This window comes from Thermocoleostomius sinensis A174 (assembly GCF_026802175.1).
GTDB lineage: Bacteria > Cyanobacteriota > Cyanobacteriia > Elainellales > Elainellaceae > Thermocoleostomius > Thermocoleostomius sinensis.
The window spans coordinates 2,214,939-2,231,601 of the sequence record NZ_CP113797.1 but is presented as its reverse complement, the minus strand read 5'-3'; the positions used below and the strand labels follow the sequence as shown (position 1 = coordinate 2,231,601).

General features: G+C 49.3%; 16 protein-coding genes. 5 read left to right on the top strand and 11 right to left on the bottom strand.

Annotation, left to right across the window (positions count from 1 at the left end; genetic code table 11):
• Positions 1-171 precede the first annotated feature (171 nt).
• Entirely contained in the window at positions 172-1,635 is a 1,464-nt protein-coding gene (locus OXH18_RS09690; RefSeq protein ID WP_268612437.1) for a 1-acyl-sn-glycerol-3-phosphate acyltransferase, read from the bottom strand.
• A 214-nt stretch (positions 1,636-1,849) separates the two neighbouring features.
• Here OXH18_RS09690 and OXH18_RS09685 point away from each other — a divergent pair, with 214 nt between their 5' ends.
• Positions 1,850-2,359: a GrpB family protein gene (locus OXH18_RS09685; protein WP_268612434.1), complete on the top strand. Its 510-nt coding sequence runs from the start codon at positions 1,850-1,852 to the stop codon at positions 2,357-2,359.
• 80 nt (positions 2,360-2,439) lie between these two features.
• On the top strand, positions 2,440-2,625 hold the full coding sequence (locus tag OXH18_RS09680) for a hypothetical protein (RefSeq protein ID WP_268612430.1): 186 nt from the start codon (positions 2,440-2,442) through the stop codon (positions 2,623-2,625).
• Positions 2,626-2,660: 35 nt separating this feature from the next.
• Here OXH18_RS09680 and OXH18_RS09675 read toward each other — a convergent pair whose 3' ends face one another.
• The 4 genes from OXH18_RS09675 to OXH18_RS09660 form a co-directional block, all read right to left on the bottom strand.
• Positions 2,661-3,713 carry a DUF3326 domain-containing protein gene (locus OXH18_RS09675; RefSeq protein ID WP_268612428.1) on the bottom strand — a complete coding sequence of 351 codons (1,053 nt, stop codon included), beginning with the start codon at positions 3,711-3,713 and terminating at the stop codon, positions 2,661-2,663.
• Positions 3,714-3,814: 101 nt separating this feature from the next.
• Positions 3,815-4,048, bottom strand: a complete 234-nt coding sequence (locus tag OXH18_RS09670) for a hypothetical protein (RefSeq protein WP_268612425.1) — start codon at positions 4,046-4,048, stop codon at positions 3,815-3,817.
• Positions 4,049-4,155: 107 nt separating this feature from the next.
• The gene (locus tag OXH18_RS09665; protein WP_268612424.1) at positions 4,156-4,494 is read right to left on the bottom strand and encodes a 2Fe-2S iron-sulfur cluster-binding protein; all 339 of its coding nucleotides are present in this window, start codon (positions 4,492-4,494) and stop codon (positions 4,156-4,158) included.
• Between the two features lie 112 nt (positions 4,495-4,606).
• Positions 4,607-4,795, bottom strand: a complete 189-nt coding sequence (locus OXH18_RS09660; protein WP_268612423.1) for a hypothetical protein — start codon at positions 4,793-4,795, stop codon at positions 4,607-4,609.
• Between the two features lie 57 nt (positions 4,796-4,852).
• Between OXH18_RS09660 and OXH18_RS09655 the strand changes: the two genes are divergently transcribed.
• Together OXH18_RS09655 and OXH18_RS09650 are read left to right on the top strand one after the other, a co-directional pair.
• Positions 4,853-5,437 (top strand): DUF2854 domain-containing protein, encoded by a 585-nt coding sequence (locus OXH18_RS09655; RefSeq protein ID WP_268612422.1) that lies wholly within the window; start codon positions 4,853-4,855, stop codon positions 5,435-5,437.
• A 600-nt stretch (positions 5,438-6,037) separates the two neighbouring features.
• Positions 6,038-8,587 carry a glycogen/starch/alpha-glucan phosphorylase gene (locus tag OXH18_RS09650; protein ID WP_268612420.1) on the top strand — a complete coding sequence of 850 codons (2,550 nt, stop codon included), beginning with the start codon at positions 6,038-6,040 and terminating at the stop codon, positions 8,585-8,587.
• Positions 8,588-8,785: 198 nt separating this feature from the next.
• On the opposite strand, the gene OXH18_RS09645 is transcribed toward OXH18_RS09650, so the two are convergent.
• From OXH18_RS09645 to OXH18_RS09620, 6 genes are all read right to left on the bottom strand, one after another.
• A complete protein-coding gene (locus tag OXH18_RS09645) occupies positions 8,786-9,202 on the bottom strand; it encodes a hypothetical protein (protein WP_268612418.1) in 417 nt (138 codons plus the stop codon).
• An 88-nt stretch (positions 9,203-9,290) separates the two neighbouring features.
• On the bottom strand, positions 9,291-11,255 hold the full coding sequence (locus OXH18_RS09640; protein ID WP_268612416.1) for an FHA domain-containing protein: 1,965 nt from the start codon (positions 11,253-11,255) through the stop codon (positions 9,291-9,293).
• Between the two features lie 59 nt (positions 11,256-11,314).
• Positions 11,315-11,890, bottom strand: a complete 576-nt coding sequence (locus OXH18_RS09635; RefSeq protein WP_268612414.1) for an FHA domain-containing protein — start codon at positions 11,888-11,890, stop codon at positions 11,315-11,317.
• 524 nt (positions 11,891-12,414) lie between these two features.
• Entirely contained in the window at positions 12,415-13,278 is an 864-nt protein-coding gene (locus OXH18_RS09630) for a sigma-70 family RNA polymerase sigma factor (protein ID WP_268612412.1), read from the bottom strand.
• Positions 13,279-13,469: 191 nt separating this feature from the next.
• Positions 13,470-15,005 carry a phytoene desaturase family protein gene (locus OXH18_RS09625; RefSeq protein ID WP_268612410.1) on the bottom strand — a complete coding sequence of 512 codons (1,536 nt, stop codon included), beginning with the start codon at positions 15,003-15,005 and terminating at the stop codon, positions 13,470-13,472.
• 200 nt (positions 15,006-15,205) lie between these two features.
• Positions 15,206-15,811: a TetR/AcrR family transcriptional regulator gene (locus OXH18_RS09620; protein ID WP_268612408.1), complete on the bottom strand. Its 606-nt coding sequence runs from the start codon at positions 15,809-15,811 to the stop codon at positions 15,206-15,208.
• Between the two features lie 153 nt (positions 15,812-15,964).
• On the opposite strand from OXH18_RS09620, the gene OXH18_RS09615 reads away from it, so the two are divergent.
• Positions 15,965-16,645, top strand: coding sequence for a GNAT family N-acetyltransferase (locus OXH18_RS09615; RefSeq protein ID WP_268612406.1), 681 nt, complete (start codon positions 15,965-15,967; stop codon positions 16,643-16,645).
• Positions 16,646-16,663: the final 18 nt, after the last annotated feature.

The following is a 16,663-nucleotide window of genomic DNA, read 5'->3' as shown; positions in this document are numbered from 1 at the left end:
TTGTAGACAAACGCTTTGGCTTGATCCCTAGCTTTTGATGGTGTGTACTATTCACGAGATAACTGTCCATATGTTATCCATAATGTCCCTATTGGAGGAGGTAGAACTAGCTTTACCGCTCGGTAATTCGTTGGTCAATCACTTATCCTCGCTAGGTACTCGATCGCCTTTTCAGGAAAGGATCATTTTCTCTAGAGCCTGTTGCAGTTCTTGCGTCAGTTGCGCCACAGCTTGGCGACGATTAGCTTTATAGGCATCCCACCGATCGCTAACCGACAAAGGCGGACTGATCGTAATTTGCACCGATTGCGTACCTAAACTGGGACGTTGGAAGGATGGTTTCCCTTTAATCCGAGTCACCATTTCCCAAAGCAAAAGCAATGTTTCTGCAAACCGCTCAAAGGAGGGTTTTTCAATTACATAGTATCCGGTGACGCTGACGAAGGATTCGACTAGGCGCATATGCCACAAGCGCAAATCGGCTTCTTCGGCAATGCGATCGGCTAGTCCTCGTTCCACAGGAGGCAAGGTTTCCAAGTGCTTCAAATCTTCACGGTAAATCCAGTCCCAGCCTGCTTGTTCTAAGCGCCGACAGCGATCGGTAAAGCTGCCCTTGGGTTGAAGGTTGAAATAGTCTTCAGCCACCATTAGGGCTTTATGCATCAGGGCATGTAAGCGTTGAGCAAGTTGTTGATTTACGGCCAAGCTATCGGGGAGTTGCGAAGAGGGCAGGGCTGGATTTAGGGCTGGATCTAAGGTCGATGCCGGTGTGTCTTTCCAACGATCGCGATTGTAGTGATAGAACTTGCTATAGAATTCTTCCATGCGAGATAACAGGAACTCGCTCAATCGAATTAACCGTTGATACAATTGCAGTTGCGTTTGATTGTCAAGCGGTACGTCTTCATCACGCCCATTGCAATCGGGCTTAGAGGGTGATAGTCCCGCGTCAGACTCTAACTGGCTCAAAAGTTCTTCCAAGCGTCGCCAATCTTGGGTGATGTAGTAATACTGAATCCCAATCGGCACAATTAAAACTTGCTCGTTGCGGTCAGCTTTTTGCAAATCCTCCACACACCAAAAGCTGAGTTGGGCAACTCCTGGCTCGATCGGGCTAACGACTTCGTTGTGTCCGTTTGTGGCACCTTCGGGGGCCGCCGCCATCGGAAACTGACCATTGACAAACAACTCCCGCGCCGATCGCAATCCCTGTAGATCTAGCTTGCCACGCCGAATGGGAGTACCGCCCATTTGTGACAGAAACCAGCCTACCCAGCGCCCTGCCCACAGCGGAATGCCGCGATCGTACATAAAGTAGGCATGAACGGGTTGCTTTAACGCCACACCTTGCTGTCTGGCCGCCTTAGGGATCGCTCGAGACACCAAGTGATACATGCAGAAGGGATCGTTGACGCTGGCATGACGAAACGCCATTATGAAGCGAATCTTGCCCGCCTGAAACTGTTGATAGAGATCGACGAGTATTTCTGCTCGGTTCACTTGAATATCGCTGAGATGCACGCGCCAACGAGTCCAACTGGGCAACACCAACTTGGCAACTCGGTTAACGACTGGGTTGTAGGCAGGTGGAATGAATTCGAGAGGTGGTTGCGCTTGGGTGATGGAGTTGGGCATGATGACCTGAGAAGATAACCTAAGACAAGATAACCGACCGGAAGGGGAGCTACTTTCTGATATGGTAATCGGCTCTGAAGGTCAGGCTGCCCGGTTTTCAGGTTTTTCACTGCTTTTAGTTAGAAATCTTTTTGAGAAATCAAGGTAAGAGATCAAGCACTACCCTAAAAAGGACGGGTTTTGACTTTGCTCAATCTGCTCGTGAGGAGAAAACATGGACGAGATTGAAATTGTTGACTATGACCCAACCTGGCCGGAGCAGTATGAACAAGAAGCCGCAAAAATTCTTGGAGTACTCGATCGCGATCGAATAGCAGCGATCGAGCATGTTGGCAGTACAGCAATTCCCGGATTGGCGGCCAAACCGATTATTGATGTGATGGTAGGTGTTCATTCCATTGAGGCGGCTCAGGCATTTGTGCCACTGCTAGAGGGACTTGGCTATGTGTACTGGTCTGAGAATCCACACCGCGATCGGCTATTTTTCGTGAAGGGAATGCCGCCCTATGGAGCGCGGCGAACTCATCATATCCATGTCTTTGAGGTCAATAGCGAATTGTGGCAGCGACGCTTGCTGTTTCGGGATTATTTACGATCGCATCCTGCCGACAAACAAGATTATGAGGCGCTGAAACGTCAACTAGCTACGCAATTTCGCACCGATCGAGAAGCCTATACAGAGCGTAAACGAGGATTCATTGATGCGATCGTGGCAAAAGCATGAGCAATACGGGAAATAGCTACTCCACGTGGTCTACTTCACTGATATTTTGAAATTTGGAACGATTTGAGCAGAGGTTCGACATGCAACGTAAAGCAATTTCTCTACTGTTGATTTTAGGTTTGACAGCCCTCGTAGCGGCGTGTGGTGGTGGTGCAAGTAATGAAATTGAAGACAGCGACGGACCAACCCAAACGCAACCTGTTGAAGATGAGGACGACGACAGACAAGACCAAGAGGATGATAACGATGATGAGGATGATAGCTAACCGATGATACTAGTAGGTGGTTTATAGTAGGTGGTTTATGTGAAGAGCGAAAGCCGATCGATGTCTGAACGCAGGGCATCGGCTTGGATTCCAGCTTTATGAGCCACCAACATACCCAATGCTTCCAAATAAGAACTGGCTGCTTGCACCGAAAGTCCTAACTGGGCTGCGGTTACATTCAACCGGGTTGTATTGTCCTTCACGGTAATAATCTGCGTGGAAGTTTGGCTAAAGCTTAATACAGCACTGCCGCCACAGGCCGTTGCTGGAATCACCACGGCATCGACCTGATCGGCCCAAATTTCATCCAGGCTAGTTCGTTGTAGTACAAACTGTGGGGCCCGACTCAGCCCTACTAGCACACAGGGTAAAAACGTGTAGCCCAACTCTTCAGCCGCCGATCGGGGCGATAAGGTAGGATCAAGCGGTAGAGGAGACAACGCTGGAGCATGGGCGCAGGGAATTTGAAAGGTGCGCACAATCAAATGGCTAATTACTGCTTCGGCTCCCGCGAGTGGATCGACTCCCTGCCCGTGGCGATAGCGAGACAGAGCTTCGCTACCCAAATCATCAGGAAACCGAGCTACAACAGCGATCGCCTCGGCGTCGGCATTGGTAATCAGGGTTTTAACGGCTCTCAGCAAACTGTCGGGGTTCTGGATTGTGCCCCACGTGGCTCCAGAAGCAGCCGTCCGCAGTTCCACACCCAGCGGGGCATCGGTGACCATGTACTCGGTTAAATTCAACCCCAGGGTTGCCCTAGCGGCATCGGCAGCCTGTAAATGTCGCCAGCGCAACTCTGGTTCGATCGCCTGATCCAACACTAGCCCAACGCGATTTTGATGAACTGGACGCAGCCCCCACTGACCAGCGGCAAATTGATCTAAGCCGTATCCCTCAACATACAAGGCATTGGGCAGCGGCCAGTAAAGCTGTGCACCGTTCATGACATTGGGATGGGTAATTAAGCGATCAGACACCTGAGCCATTGCCCGCACCACGGGTAAGGCATCTCCAGCATAGCCTCCGATCGCGGCTCCAATGCCCGTGGGCACAATTAAAACAACTGTGTAAGGACGTTGATTCAAAGTGGATTTCAAACGAAGTAGGTATTGTGACTTGTAAGAGTTCAAATCCCCTTTTGCAAGCAAATGTTGCCCCCCTACTGGGAAACCTTGAGGTTAAACCGTTAAACGGTACGAACGGTCGCACCAGGAATGAGTAGATCTGTTGTCGTGGTGACAATGGCTTCAATCTGAGCTTTTTGCCTTTCCATGTCAATGTCTGTAATTGCCCACCGCAGTGGTTCTCCCCACTGCTGAAGCTCAGTCAAGATTGATCGATGTAGGGTATCTATCGCCGATCGAGAGGGCATAGCCGAGGAGGGTAGATCAACGTCAATTGTGATGAAGTGCGTCACCATACCTGGGGGTTGGGGGTAGGGAGTGGGATTAAGGGGATCAGTGGTTCATCTACTCGCGTTTCTCATCCTTCTATCCTTTGTGTTTTTGTGTTTTTCCTTTATCCTTCTCACTTTCTGCCTTTGCTTTCTTGAAACTGACCAAATTGAAGTTGATACACAGTATCTTCTTTCTCAGTCTCGATTTTAAGATCCGATCGAGGATAGGCAACACAAAGCAACGCATACCCTTGGGCTTGCAGTTCTGGACTGACACCCATGCCGTCGGTTTGATCGACCGAGCCTTCTAAAATCTGAGCAGCACAGGTGGTACAAACTCCAGCGCTGCACGAGTACGGCAAATCAAGTCCGGCATCTTGAGCAGCCGATAGAACGGTTTGAGTGTCAGGAACCGTTAAGGTGTGCGTGTTGCCTTGATGATGAATTTCAACAGTATAGGTATTTGACATAATAATCGTGCGATCGGGACTTTCTCGCAGACGTAATCCCCGACTTTCTACCTATAGCAGATTGAGAGTCGCTAAACGATCGAACACAAGGAATTTATCTTGCTTCCGTCGTCTAGCCTTCGGGAAACGTGCGGTTAAATTCTTCCAGCAATTCGTCAATTTCTTCAAGAGCCTGATTCACATCAATGCGTAAGGTTCCTAGGTCAGGTTGTTCAAGAAGCCGTAGTAGGGATTCTCGCTTGCTTTCGACAAGCTTAATCCGCTCGCGCAATTTATCAAGGTCAAGCTGAGTATCAGACATAAGCGAAACTCCCCAAGATGGTGAATAATTGTAAAGAGCAGTCTTGGCACAAGGACTATGTTACGCCAAATCTCTCTTGGATCAGTGGGTTTAGTTGTAGGGGGTGGTTTGTCGATCGTCGGCTTCACGGCCTACTTCCTCGACAATGCCACTCTCAACCTGGTTGGCTTCTTCTATGGTATCCCGTTACTTTTAGGTGGGCTGGCCCTAAAAGCGGCGGAATTAAAGCCAGTTCCCTTCTCGCAACCGACACCAGAAGCGATTTTGAGCCTGCGAGAACAACAGGCCACCTCCACGCAAAATCAAATTCGTAAAGATGTGACCCGCTACCGTTATGGACAAGAAGCACATCTCGATAGCTCTTTGAAGTACTTAGGCTTAGATCCATCCGACGAAGAACGCCCTGTGTTGCAATCCATTCGAGAAGAGGCGATCGATGGTTCCTATGCCTTGGTGCTAGAGTTTGAGTCCCCGCTGATCAAATTTGAAGATTGGCAGAAAAAACGAGAAAAGATTGAGCGCTTTTTTGGACCCGGTTTACGAGTGGAGCTTCATCAATCAGGATCACCCGATGAGAATCGGGTAGATGTCACGTTAATTGCGACTCCTGATGCTGCTGGCAACACAGAGTCGCTGGGTTAAGCTCAATGTCATGCGATTGATGATTGGGTTTGGGTAATCGCTAATGGGCGATGGCAGTGTTGCTCTGTCTGTCACTCTCTCAACCTTAACCTGCTTCTAAGTCAGGTTCCCTCACAACTTTTCCAAGAACGGCGTCACAGTTCGTCGATTGGAGTTAAAAATTGTGTTCATTATTCAGCAATTGTTAATAGTCCAAGGGAATTCAATTTACTGTGTTAGTTTGAAGAAACTGCCTGATCGAGATTGAACTAGAACCTTGAGGTTTAGACTAGACCAACTCTTTATGAACTAGAGAATTAACAGTGAAGCTGCCGTACTGGTGTCGCCGTTGAATCGAAAATTTAGGCAAATTAGTGCAGATCCTTGCAGCCCAATGCGGCTCTTGTTCAATTCGGAGTTGATAGGTTGATTGGCTTGTCTGTCTGATTCCTCATGGTTAGAGTTCTGGCAGCAACCCGCGGCAATGCTTAAGTCTTTCCAAAGGTTAAGGCTAACTGTATCGCTGAATGCGACCCTTTGCTAGCTTAGATTGTAAGGTGCATAGACTGTCAGAACACAGGTTAGATTGATTCTTTACCACGTATTGGTGAATCTGAGCTTATGAATAGCCAGCCATTTAATGATGTTCATATCCACGTAGAGGACGATCGCACTGGGACAACGGTAGAAACGTTGAAACGCGCCCTTGCGGACAACCTCTACTACATTCAAGGGAAAGATGAGAACTTTGCGACGCTCTACGATTACTATATGGCACTGGCTTATACGGTGCGCGATCGACTGGTGCATCGTCGCATTAAAACCGCCCAAACCTACTTCAATCGTGATGTCAAAGTTGTTTATTATCTTTCAGCAGAATTTCTCATCGGTCGTCTGCTGATCAACAACTTAATCAACCTGGGTTTGTATGACCAAATTAATCAAGCACTGAAAGAATCTGGTTTAAATCTAGATGATCTCCTAGAGCGTGAAGAAGAACCAGGGCTAGGCAATGGCGGTTTAGGGCGTTTGGCCGCCTGCTTCATGGATTCTCTTGCCACGCTCGAAATTCCAGCCGTTGGCTATGGTATTCGCTATGAGTTTGGCATCTTTGACCAAGAAATTCGTGACGGTTGGCAAGTTGAGCACCCAGATAATTGGTTGCGCCGGGGCAATCCTTGGGAAATTGCCCGCCCTGATTATATGGTCGAGGTGAAATTTGGTGGTCATACGGAGTCTTACACTGATGCTGAAGGGCGGTATCGATCGCGCTGGGTGTCTCGCGTGACGGTATATGGTACTCCCTATGACACACCAGTACCGGGGTATGGCTGCAATACGGTGAATACACTGCGGTTATGGGCGGCCAGAGCCAGCGAGGATTTTGACTTCCAGGTGTTCAACGCCGGAGACTATACCCAGGCTGTTTCGGCCAAGACTTTTGCTGAAAATATCTCGAAGGTTCTGTATCCCAAAGACGATACACCTCAAGGCAAAGAACTGCGCCTGCAACAGCAATATTTCTTTGTGTCATGTTCCCTGCAAGATATTATTCGCTTGTATCTGCGCCAACATGATACGTTTGATGCTTTCCCCGACAAGGTGGCGATTCAGTTGAATGATACCCATCCGGCGATCGGGGTGGCAGAACTGATGCGGTTGTTGATTGATGAATATGGATTGGAGTGGGATAAAGCCTGGGATATTACCCGCCGTACCTTTGCCTACACCAATCACACCCTGTTAGCAGAAGCATTGGAACGCTGGCCAGTGGGGCTATTTGGACGGCTGTTGCCGCGCCATTTGGAAATTATCTACAGTATTAATCATAGTTTCCTTACCGAGATCCAGTCCCGCTATCCGGGTGATGCGGGTAAGCTGACGCGGATGTCGTTGATTGAGGAAGGCGAGGAAAAACAGATTCGTATGGCCCATTTGGCTTGTGTGGGTAGTCACACAGTGAATGGGGTAGCAGCGTTGCATACAGAGCTAATTCAAAAAGAACTGATGCGCGATTTTTACGAACTGTGGCCACACAAATTTCAAAACAAAACGAATGGCATTACGCCTCGTCGCTGGCTGTTGATGAGTAATCCGCCGCTGTCTGATTTAATTACCGAAAAAATTGGCGATGGGTGGCTGAAAAATCTAGACGAATTGCGCAAGTTGGAAGCTTTTGTAGACGATGCCGCTTTCCGGGCACGCTGGCGACAAATTAAACTCGATCGCAAGAAGCTGTTGGCTGAATACTTGTTGCGTCACAATGGGTTGGACGTGGATGTCAATTCCATGTTTGATGTGCAGATCAAACGAATTCATGAATATAAACGGCAAATCCTCAATGCCTTACATGTGATTACGCTGTACAACCGTATCAAAGCGAACCCCAGTTTAGACATTGTGCCACGCACCATCATCTTCGGCGGTAAGGCGGCTCCAGGGTACTTCATGGCCAAAATGGCCATCAAGTTGATTAATTCGGTTGCAGATGTCGTCAACAACGATCCGGATGTTGCTGGACGCATCAAAGTGGCATTTTTGGCGAATTACAGTGTGTCGTTAGGACAGTTTGCTTATCCGGCCGCCGACTTATCGGAACAGATTTCCACGGCTGGTAAGGAAGCCTCTGGCACTGGCAATATGAAATTTGCCCTGAATGGAGCGTTGACGATCGGCACACTTGACGGCGCGAATGTAGAAATTCGCGAAGAAGTAGGAGCAGAAAACTTCTTCCTCTTCGGTCTAACGGCCCAAGAAGTGATGGATCTGAAAGCAAGGGGCTACAAGCCAATGGAGTATTACAACTCCAACCCCGAACTAAAGCGCGTCATTGATCAGTTGGCATCGGGCTTCTTCTCGCCCAAGGAACCGAGCCTGTTTATGTGCATTGTCGATGATTTGCTCAACTACGATCAGTACATGTTGATGGCTGATTACCAGTCCTATGTAGACTGTCAGGAACAGGTCAGCCAAGCTTTTCGCCATCAAGATAACTGGACTCGCATGTCGATCTTGAATGTGGCACGAATGGGCAAGTTTTCATCTGACCGCACGATCGCTCAGTACTGCCGCGAGATTTGGAAGGTCGAACCCGTTCATATCGAGCTAGAACATTACTCGCAAGAGCGAGCCGGATTGAAGGTGCAAAAAGTGGTGTCTGAAGTGGTTTAGCAGAAAATACCGAGCAAATTATGCTCAAATACTCTAGATGTAGACATGTAGGGGCGGAAAACCGCCCTTTTTTGGGTTTGAACGTTGCCTCTGATTAACGCAATATGCGACTTTTTCTAGCTCCTACGCTCTGATTAAGATTGTGCCGCATCCATCCTCCCCCCCTTCCTCATCTTTTACCCGTTATTTGTCACCCATTCAGAGCCACTGCCCACCGTGAAAGCGCCAGCGTGGAAAAATGACTCGCATAATACTCTGAGAGGCAATGAAGATGGCCAACCACGCTAAACCATAATGCAGTGCAAAGAGCCACAGTGGAGCCTGCCGCTCTACACCAGGTAGCGGCACTAGCTTATACACAATTGCAAAAAAGATACCCTCCCAAAGGGCCGCAAGTACCTGTAACGCGGCTGGCCAATCGTGATCCCAGCGAAACTGCTGCAAGTAGTTATACAGAACATCCCAAACTAAACCGAATCCAGCAATATACAGCAAGATAATAAAAAAGATAGGATCGTTACCAGTTATTAGAAAAAAAGGTAGCGACACCAATGAACCAACGATCGCAAATAGTAGAATCCGAGTTTGCCAGCGTCCGATGAGAGTAGGAGTCATAAGAGCTAGATTAACACTATAGGATTATTGAACCAATATCAAAATCAATCACTACAATTACTGATACGAGTGAATTGAACCAAACCACTCAATTTGGAGACTGATTGAATACCCACTTCAACCACTGAACCACTGACCCTACGCCATTGGTGCGATGCAGGCGCGGAGCGCGATGTTTGGCGAGGTCATCTACCGATCGCAGTGCTGCAAATTGCAGACCTAGGAAACTATCAACAGCCGCATAGGGTCCGCCCAATGTCATCGCTCCAGCCGCGTACATGCGTCCTTGCCCCCCCGATCGCATCTCGGTTAACTCAAAGTCATTCGAGACAGCTAACCGTCCCAGTGGATTAATGGGTAATTGGTAGTGATTGACTAAATCATCTAACAGTGGATTGGTTTTCACCTTGGCATCTAATCCCGTCGCATCAATAATAAAGTCAGCGTTCAGTTCCAGCTTGCCTTTAAACTCTTTTTCCTTAATGTAGGTAATAGTTCCCCCTTGTCCGTTAGGTTCTACCTTCTCCACATCACCAAATACAATCTGATACCATCCTTGCTCGAGACCTTGCCGGGCAATGGTTTGCCAGTCCACTCGATCGGCGGTGGTGGTGCCGCCCCAGTCTGCCAAAAGCCGCTGCCGTTCTGCGGGGCTGGCCGACTCCAACATGACGCGCAAATCCCCCCCCCAACAGGCCTTGGGCCAATTAAAGGGCTGTAGCTCATAGTAATTTTTAACCGCCCGTTGAGCTTTGCCAAAGCGATTGCCCTGTGGTTTTGCCGATCGCAACAAGTGCAGCAGCGCTACATTGACGGTGGGATTGTTTTTGCGAACTTCATAAATTCGCTGCACGATGCGCGACGCCACAATGCCCCGACCGCGAATCATCACCGTACCGCCTTGTTGCTCTAGGTGCTTGTAAACGTGTTCGTGTTCTTCGTAAGCATTAACAACGGTCTTGAAATCTTTTGTCCGTTCGCGGTAATCCTGGAGATCTTGCAGAACTTGAATGCCAGGATAGCCTGTGGCTAAATGCACATACCGCGCCACGATGAAGCCATAATCGCGACGGTTCGCCGAGGCTTGCGAATAGGCAATGACATAGCGACCATCATCCGTTTTGCGAATGCCCCGAATCCGTCCATAGCGATAGATTTCATCCCAGCCAATGCGCTTGGCTTCTCGATCGATTGAGGCAAATACATTGCCCGATCGGGGGGTATAGGTTTCAGCAAACGTGGGTTCACCGAATACTTGCCACAAATGCTTGAACGCTTCTCCGAGGTTACCCTTCCAAAAATCATGCCAAGATTCACGCAGAGCATAGCTGGGCCAACCCCAAATATTGTCAGGACAGGAATCAGAATTCGATCGCAAGCGTTCATGGGGCGGAATTTGAGAATTGACACAGAGCCGCTGATAGCGCGCATACGGAACCTTTTCAATACCCAGCGCCACAATTTGACTAGTACGAACGCCACCAATTCGCAATAAATCGACCCAGATGAAACTGCCCAACCCAGCCCCCAATGCAGCATAGTCAAATTCTTGAACGGGAAAGCCTATATGCAACAGGTCTTGAATCGAGACCTGTTGTGCTTGGAACAGCGGTGGCGGGAACGCGGGGGCTGTGGGAGACACGGGCGGCGCAGGGGAAGCCGGAACGGGTAGATCGGTTTCGGGATGAAAAATAATCGTAGAGCCACTGCGAGGTTGAGGTGTGGCGGCCCCCGCTAAGGCAATGGAAATTTGGTAGGGCCCAATTTGCACGATATCGCCTGTAGACAGAAAACTGCGCCCCTGCCGAGTGCCATTGATGAAAATACCGTTGGAACTGCCTTGATCCGTTATGACAATCCCCGTGCCTTCTTGCTCGATCAGGGCATGATAGCGAGACACCTGCCCACTTTCTAGAACAATGCGTGCCACCCGCTGACGGTTGAGTGTATCGGGTAAACGGGCAAACTCGCGCCCCAACGCGATAGGAACCGATAGTATTGGCGATCGTCGCTCTCCGGTAGCCGGATCTTCCCAGGTCAATTGAATCTGCATAATGCGATCCCTTCGGTTAAGCGCGTGGTGAATAGAAAAAATGATGGGAGTTGAGCCACTTAACTACCCGGAGCTAGTAGCACACTAGGAGCGGCAGCTAAAGATGTTCCACACCAGGCACAACCTACTTGCAACCGGTCATAGGTGGATACGTGGTGACACTTGGGACATTGCAGCCCATAGGAGAGATTGACGACCGGTTGAGGTGCTGGGTCGGGTTGCGGTTGGGGCGATCGATGGGCATGAACAGGTTGGGGCGATCGCGGTTGGGGAACAGCCACCACGGTTGCTGGCAATACCACTGCCACTTCAACTGACTGCACCGTTATATCCAGTTCCCCCAACCGAATTTGGCTACCTTGATGTAGTTGAGCAATTCCTTGAATCACCCGCTTTTGATCGACCAACGGTGGATTTGGTTCGCGCAGATTGCGCAAAAAGAACCCAGGCTGTTGAGGCGCAAAAAAGATTTCGACATGCAGTTTCGAAACCGTCGGATGTTGAATGACTAAATCACACTGGCTTGGATCACGACCAATGCGAAAACTTCCTGGTTGCTTCGTTGCTTGTTGAGCTTGAATTGTATGGGTTCTAACCTGACCTGCCTCTAGCCATTCCAGTGTCAGTTGGTTCATATCTACAGGCCCTATATCTTGCTATGAATGCTAAAAACTACTACATCGGCTATATCTCTGATTTCTAACACGTCCTTGATGTTTACCCTTGAATTTGGGGCGAATCTTAAACATTGTAGGTCGCTGGCCGGTGGGCAATTCCTCAAAAATTTGCTATTGATTAACGCTTTGTTTTGAGTGCTTATCTTTGACTGCTCATCCTCCAACTTCTTCCAGAGAGGGGCAAAGGGAAGTCGAAACGATCGAGTGGGTTTCAACGTTTCTTTACTACTCATCTTTACTGCTCAGGAAACGAAATGTGGGGTGAGAGCAGAAACCTTTTCTCAATTAATCGGTCTTGGCCCTTTAAAAGGTATAAGCCCTCTAGCAGAACCAGAGGGCAGTGTTGATAGAGCTTTACTATATAGTCGATGATAGTAACTACACGGGACACCCAGCATTTTCCGAAAGTAGAAGATTGCCTTACTATCTGTTCTACCTTTCGATCGACTTCCTCCTTCAGGAATGCTGCTCAAAGCACGCTATCAAGCATAAGCAGACGCATTAGCCGTTTGCCGTAGTTTGCGCATAGCCTTCACCTCGATTTGGCGGGCCCGTTCTCTAGAGAAGCCAAACACCTCACCGACTTCGGCTAAGCTATGGCGTTTGCCATCTTTTAGTCCAAAGCGTAGTGAAATTAGTTGACGCTCTTTATCTGTTAAGCACGCTAAGTACTGCTGACACTGATCTTGCAGCGCCATCGTTTCCATTTGGTATTGCTGTTGTTCATCGGGAATCAGATCCCCCAATCGCGTTTCCTGTTCTTGTCCTACAAACGCATCTAGCGAGGCACAGCGACGTTGTTGGGCTAATAGGCTGCGCAGTTCTTCCAGGGTAATATCCAGAGCAGCCGCTAGCTCGTCGGCTGTCGGTTTTCGTCCTGTTTGTGCGGCTAAGGCTTTGGTGGTGGTCTTAATTTTACTCAGCTTTTCTTGAATGTGAACTGGAAGACGAATTGTGCGGGCATCCGTTTGCAGTGCTCGTGTTACACCTTGACGAATCCACCAGTACGCATAGGTGGAAAACTTATAACCTTTAGTCGGATCAAATTTTTCAACCGCTCGTTCCAATCCAAGACTGCCTTCTTGAATGAGATCTAGCAGGTCAAGTCCTCGGTTTTGATACTTTTTGGCGATCGTCACCACTAATCGTAAATTGGCTTGGATCATGCGATCTTTGGCGCGTTTGCCCCGACGAATGATTGCTAATTCTTCGGCTGTAGGCGACTCCAGAGTTAGCAACGGCAACATGGCTTGCACCGCTTTCGCAAGTTCCAGTTCTTCGGCAGGAGTGAGTAGAGACGTTCTGCCGATGGAGCGGAGATAGGCTTGGATAGGATCAATAGTCATAGGAGAAACAGGAAGTTTAGACAGCAGTACAAAACCACGCCCCTTTGAGCGCAGGTAGACACAGGGTTTTCATTCTAGGATAATCAGGGCCTCTTGTCACGATAGCATTTCGATCGAGATTGCCCCCACTTGATCGAAAATTGTTGAAGCAAGGGGCTAGCAATTTCAGTCAGTGGATCGCCCCGCAAACATCACCGATAGCCGAGCGCGTTCAGCATGTCCAAATGTTTGGAAACCGGAGCCAGCGTATTCGCTGCAATCATGCCGCTAGCGGCTACCGCTGGCAATCCAATACCAGGGAACGTTGAATCCCCGCAGCATAGTAACCCTGCTAAGGGAGTAGTGGGGACAGGAAACATTCCTTCACCAGCGCGAATGGCCGGGCCATATGATCCCCGATGGCGACGCAAGTAGCGTTCATGGGTCAAAGGCGTTCCCACCAGTGAAACTTCACAGCGCGATCGAATATCAGGGATCACTCGTTCCAGCGCTTGCCACATCACCTGCGATCGGGCATGTTTCTGTTGGGTATACGCTTCACGATGACGATCCATCCCCTGCCACAGATCATAGGGTTCATTGCCAGGAGTATAGACATGAATGGTGTGTTTGCCGGGAGGTGCAAGAGCGGGATCAAGCAACGAGGGAATTGAAATCAGCACCACATTTTGAGGAGCCGTAACGCCCTGGCTCCAATCGTTAACAATAATATGGTGGCACGCTAGCTCCGGGGATAGTCCAGTCGCATCAATGCCGAGATGTAAATGCATAAAACTGTCGCATTCAGGTGTGGCTTGTCGCGTTTCCACGAACTGTTTAGGCACAGCCCCCTCTGGCAATAGCTTCAGCGTATCCCACACCGAAGCGTTAGAAATAATCGCTCGCCCTCGCAGCGTTTGCCCCGTGCGCAACCGCACCCCTACCGCCCGATCGTCCTCGACTACAATCTGCTCAACATGCGCATTCAGCAACACTCTGCCGCCGTGTTTTTCCAAGCCTTGCACCAACGCATTCACCAACGCTCCACTGCCGCCGATCGGATAATCGAGCTTGACACCGGGGCGATACCAGTCGGCAAACATAAACGCCATTTCAGCCGCACTTGTACCGTTGGCAGGTAACCCCGACAACAGAAAACTCAACAGATCCAGCCAGTTGCGCAAAAACGGATCATGGATGATGCCGTCCATGATCCGACTAAAGGGTCCAGTCAGTTTCAAAATATTGGGAGCGTGGCTCGCTAATGACCACGCAAACGGGGCGATCGTCAAAGCGGCTCCCCAATCAAACCGCACGGCGGCTGGAGGCATAGCAACGGCGGCGTTGGCCAACGGTTCCATCACCTGTTGAAGGTAACGCCATTCGGAGACTGCTGTGGAACCGCGTAGTTGAGACAATACTTGGCAAAACTGATCGGCTCCTACAGAGGTTTCAAAGTCTCCTTCTGGCAAAAAACAGCCCCAGGTGTCGTACGTGACCCAATTTACATCAACCCCGATCGCGTCTAACACGTGCCGTAGGGGATTGGGTGAAGGGCGATAGGACAACCCAGAATAGAGAGATGGGCCAGAATCAAAGATAAACCCCTGGCGCTCGAAGGCATGGGCGGCTCCTCCAGCGATCGAGTGGCTTTCGCAAACGGTGACGTTAAAGCCATAACGGGCTAACAAGGCAGCACAGCTTAAACCACCGATGCCGCTGCCAATGATAATGACTGTTTGGTTCATGGGGGTGAACTTTGGGCGATCGTATGTGTCTGATACCCTAGAGCTTAACCGGAGGGTTTGCCCTAGTTCCAACTTTTTTCCGAGAAAAGAGAACGGGAGCTTCTGGTTGCCGCCATGGGGGAAAGCTAGCGTAGAATGCTTAAATATCCTCTAGATCATATCTAGACATCCTCTCAACATCATCGCGTTATTCAGCCACGTCAAGCACTGTTCTCAGGACTATTCTGATGCCGAATTAATAGGGTTTCAACTAACTGTTGAGCCGTCTTTAACCGATCGGGATCATTGGATTGCGCTATCCATGCCGCCAATTCATTCAGCGCACCATTCACTAAATGGGCAAACCCCTCTGCATCGATTGTGTTCAGCTTTCCTTGCGCAACGACTGTTTGAATTGCCTCATGCAATAGACCAAAGCCATGCTGATCAAACTCAACTAAGGTATCTGCTGCTAACACGGCTGGAGCTTCGATGAACACTAGTCGTCGTAATTCCTCTTGGTGAGCAACTTCCAAGAACGCTTGACAGCCAATCACTAACTGATCCCACGGATCATCCAGTGACTGTACCTTGCTGCTGATGTAGGTGGCTATCTCATCATAGGCTTCAGACACTACGGCTTTGAACACGCCCAGCTTGTCGTGGAATTGGTGATACAACGCTCCTCGAGTAATCCCCAATTCGCTGATGATTTCCTCGGTTCCGGTGGCCGTATACCCATTTGTTGCAAACAAATGACGGGCCCGATCAAGAATGGCACGGCGGGTACGCAGGGTTTGCTCCGCCTTGGTTAATTTGGCAGGCATAGCTTATTTGTACGTATCGAGCATATCACTAACATTTCTAACATTTGCATAAACATTCATACAGTCTGTATCTTGACGAATAGAATTGAACCCCTGTATTTTAGATGCATACAGATTGTATCTTTTATAAACACTCTCTTCGAGGAGACTGTGATGGATGCCGTCCTAAAGACTCGCAAAGCCACAACCGCAGATATCCCATTCTTAGCCCGAATTGACTATGAGGTCTCCCTGCCGCCACTGAATCGTTGCTTTTGGGAAGACTTGCTTCAAGGCACTGGAATAAGAGCTATGCAATTTATTGAAGCAGTGCTGAGAGCCGATGCATCGAATTGGGGTGGCGTAACAGATTTCGTAGTCCTAGAAGAGCAGGGAAACCCTGTGGCTGCTGCCGCAGGCTACATTCCCAACTTAGAGGATTACTGTCCATTTCGTCTGTCTAGTCTTAACAAGGTTGCCCAAGAGTTGAATTGGTCTGAGGAGATAACAACGACCTTTCGCGATCGCTATCTACAACTGTGGGGCGGGGATCTCCGACCGTTTTTCCTGACGCCACAAGCCCCCTGGATTATTGAAAATGTGGCTGTGTTGCCAGAGGCTCGAGGGCGTGGTCTAGGCAAGGTATTACTCAAAGCCTTATTGGAGGAAGGCCGATCGCAGCAGCACTCTCATGCCGGAATCATGATCATCAACGGCAACGAGGTAGCACGTCGTACCTATGAGGCGATCGGGTTTAAGCCCTATCAAACCTTCCATGCGGCGTACTTCAGCGAACAATTCAATAGTGATTTTCCAGGCGTAACGAAGTTCGGTCTTCGGCTAACCCAATCTTAGTAAATTGAGAGAACTGTC

Bases quoted from the DNA above. Each gene is read 5' to 3' on its own strand.
- OXH18_RS09670 (WP_268612425.1), bottom strand. From the start codon at position 4,048: ATGGTGACGCACTTCATCACAATTGACGTTGATCTACCCTCCTCGGCT.
- OXH18_RS09660 (WP_268612423.1), bottom strand. From the start codon at position 4,795: ATGTCTGATACTCAGCTTGACCTTGATAAATTGCGCGAGCGGATTAAG.
- OXH18_RS09685 (WP_268612434.1), top strand. From the start codon at position 1,850: ATGGACGAGATTGAAATTGTTGACTATGACCCAACCTGGCCGGAGCAG.
- OXH18_RS09655 (WP_268612422.1), top strand. From the start codon at position 4,853: ATGTTACGCCAAATCTCTCTTGGATCAGTGGGTTTAGTTGTAGGGGGT.
- OXH18_RS09650 (WP_268612420.1), top strand. From the start codon at position 6,038: ATGAATAGCCAGCCATTTAATGATGTTCATATCCACGTAGAGGACGAT.
- OXH18_RS09665 (WP_268612424.1), bottom strand. From the start codon at position 4,494: ATGTCAAATACCTATACTGTTGAAATTCATCATCAAGGCAACACGCAC.
- OXH18_RS09615 (WP_268612406.1), top strand. From the start codon at position 15,965: ATGGATGCCGTCCTAAAGACTCGCAAAGCCACAACCGCAGATATCCCA.
- OXH18_RS09645 (WP_268612418.1), bottom strand. From the start codon at position 9,202: ATGACTCCTACTCTCATCGGACGCTGGCAAACTCGGATTCTACTATTT.
- OXH18_RS09640 (WP_268612416.1), bottom strand. From the start codon at position 11,255: ATGCAGATTCAATTGACCTGGGAAGATCCGGCTACCGGAGAGCGACGA.
- OXH18_RS09625 (WP_268612410.1), bottom strand. From the start codon at position 15,005: ATGAACCAAACAGTCATTATCATTGGCAGCGGCATCGGTGGTTTAAGC.
- OXH18_RS09690 (WP_268612437.1), bottom strand. From the start codon at position 1,635: ATGCCCAACTCCATCACCCAAGCGCAACCACCTCTCGAATTCATTCCA.
- OXH18_RS09620 (WP_268612408.1), bottom strand. From the start codon at position 15,811: ATGCCTGCCAAATTAACCAAGGCGGAGCAAACCCTGCGTACCCGCCGT.
- OXH18_RS09630 (WP_268612412.1), bottom strand. From the start codon at position 13,278: ATGACTATTGATCCTATCCAAGCCTATCTCCGCTCCATCGGCAGAACG.
- OXH18_RS09635 (WP_268612414.1), bottom strand. From the start codon at position 11,890: ATGAACCAACTGACACTGGAATGGCTAGAGGCAGGTCAGGTTAGAACC.
- OXH18_RS09680 (WP_268612430.1), top strand. From the start codon at position 2,440: ATGCAACGTAAAGCAATTTCTCTACTGTTGATTTTAGGTTTGACAGCC.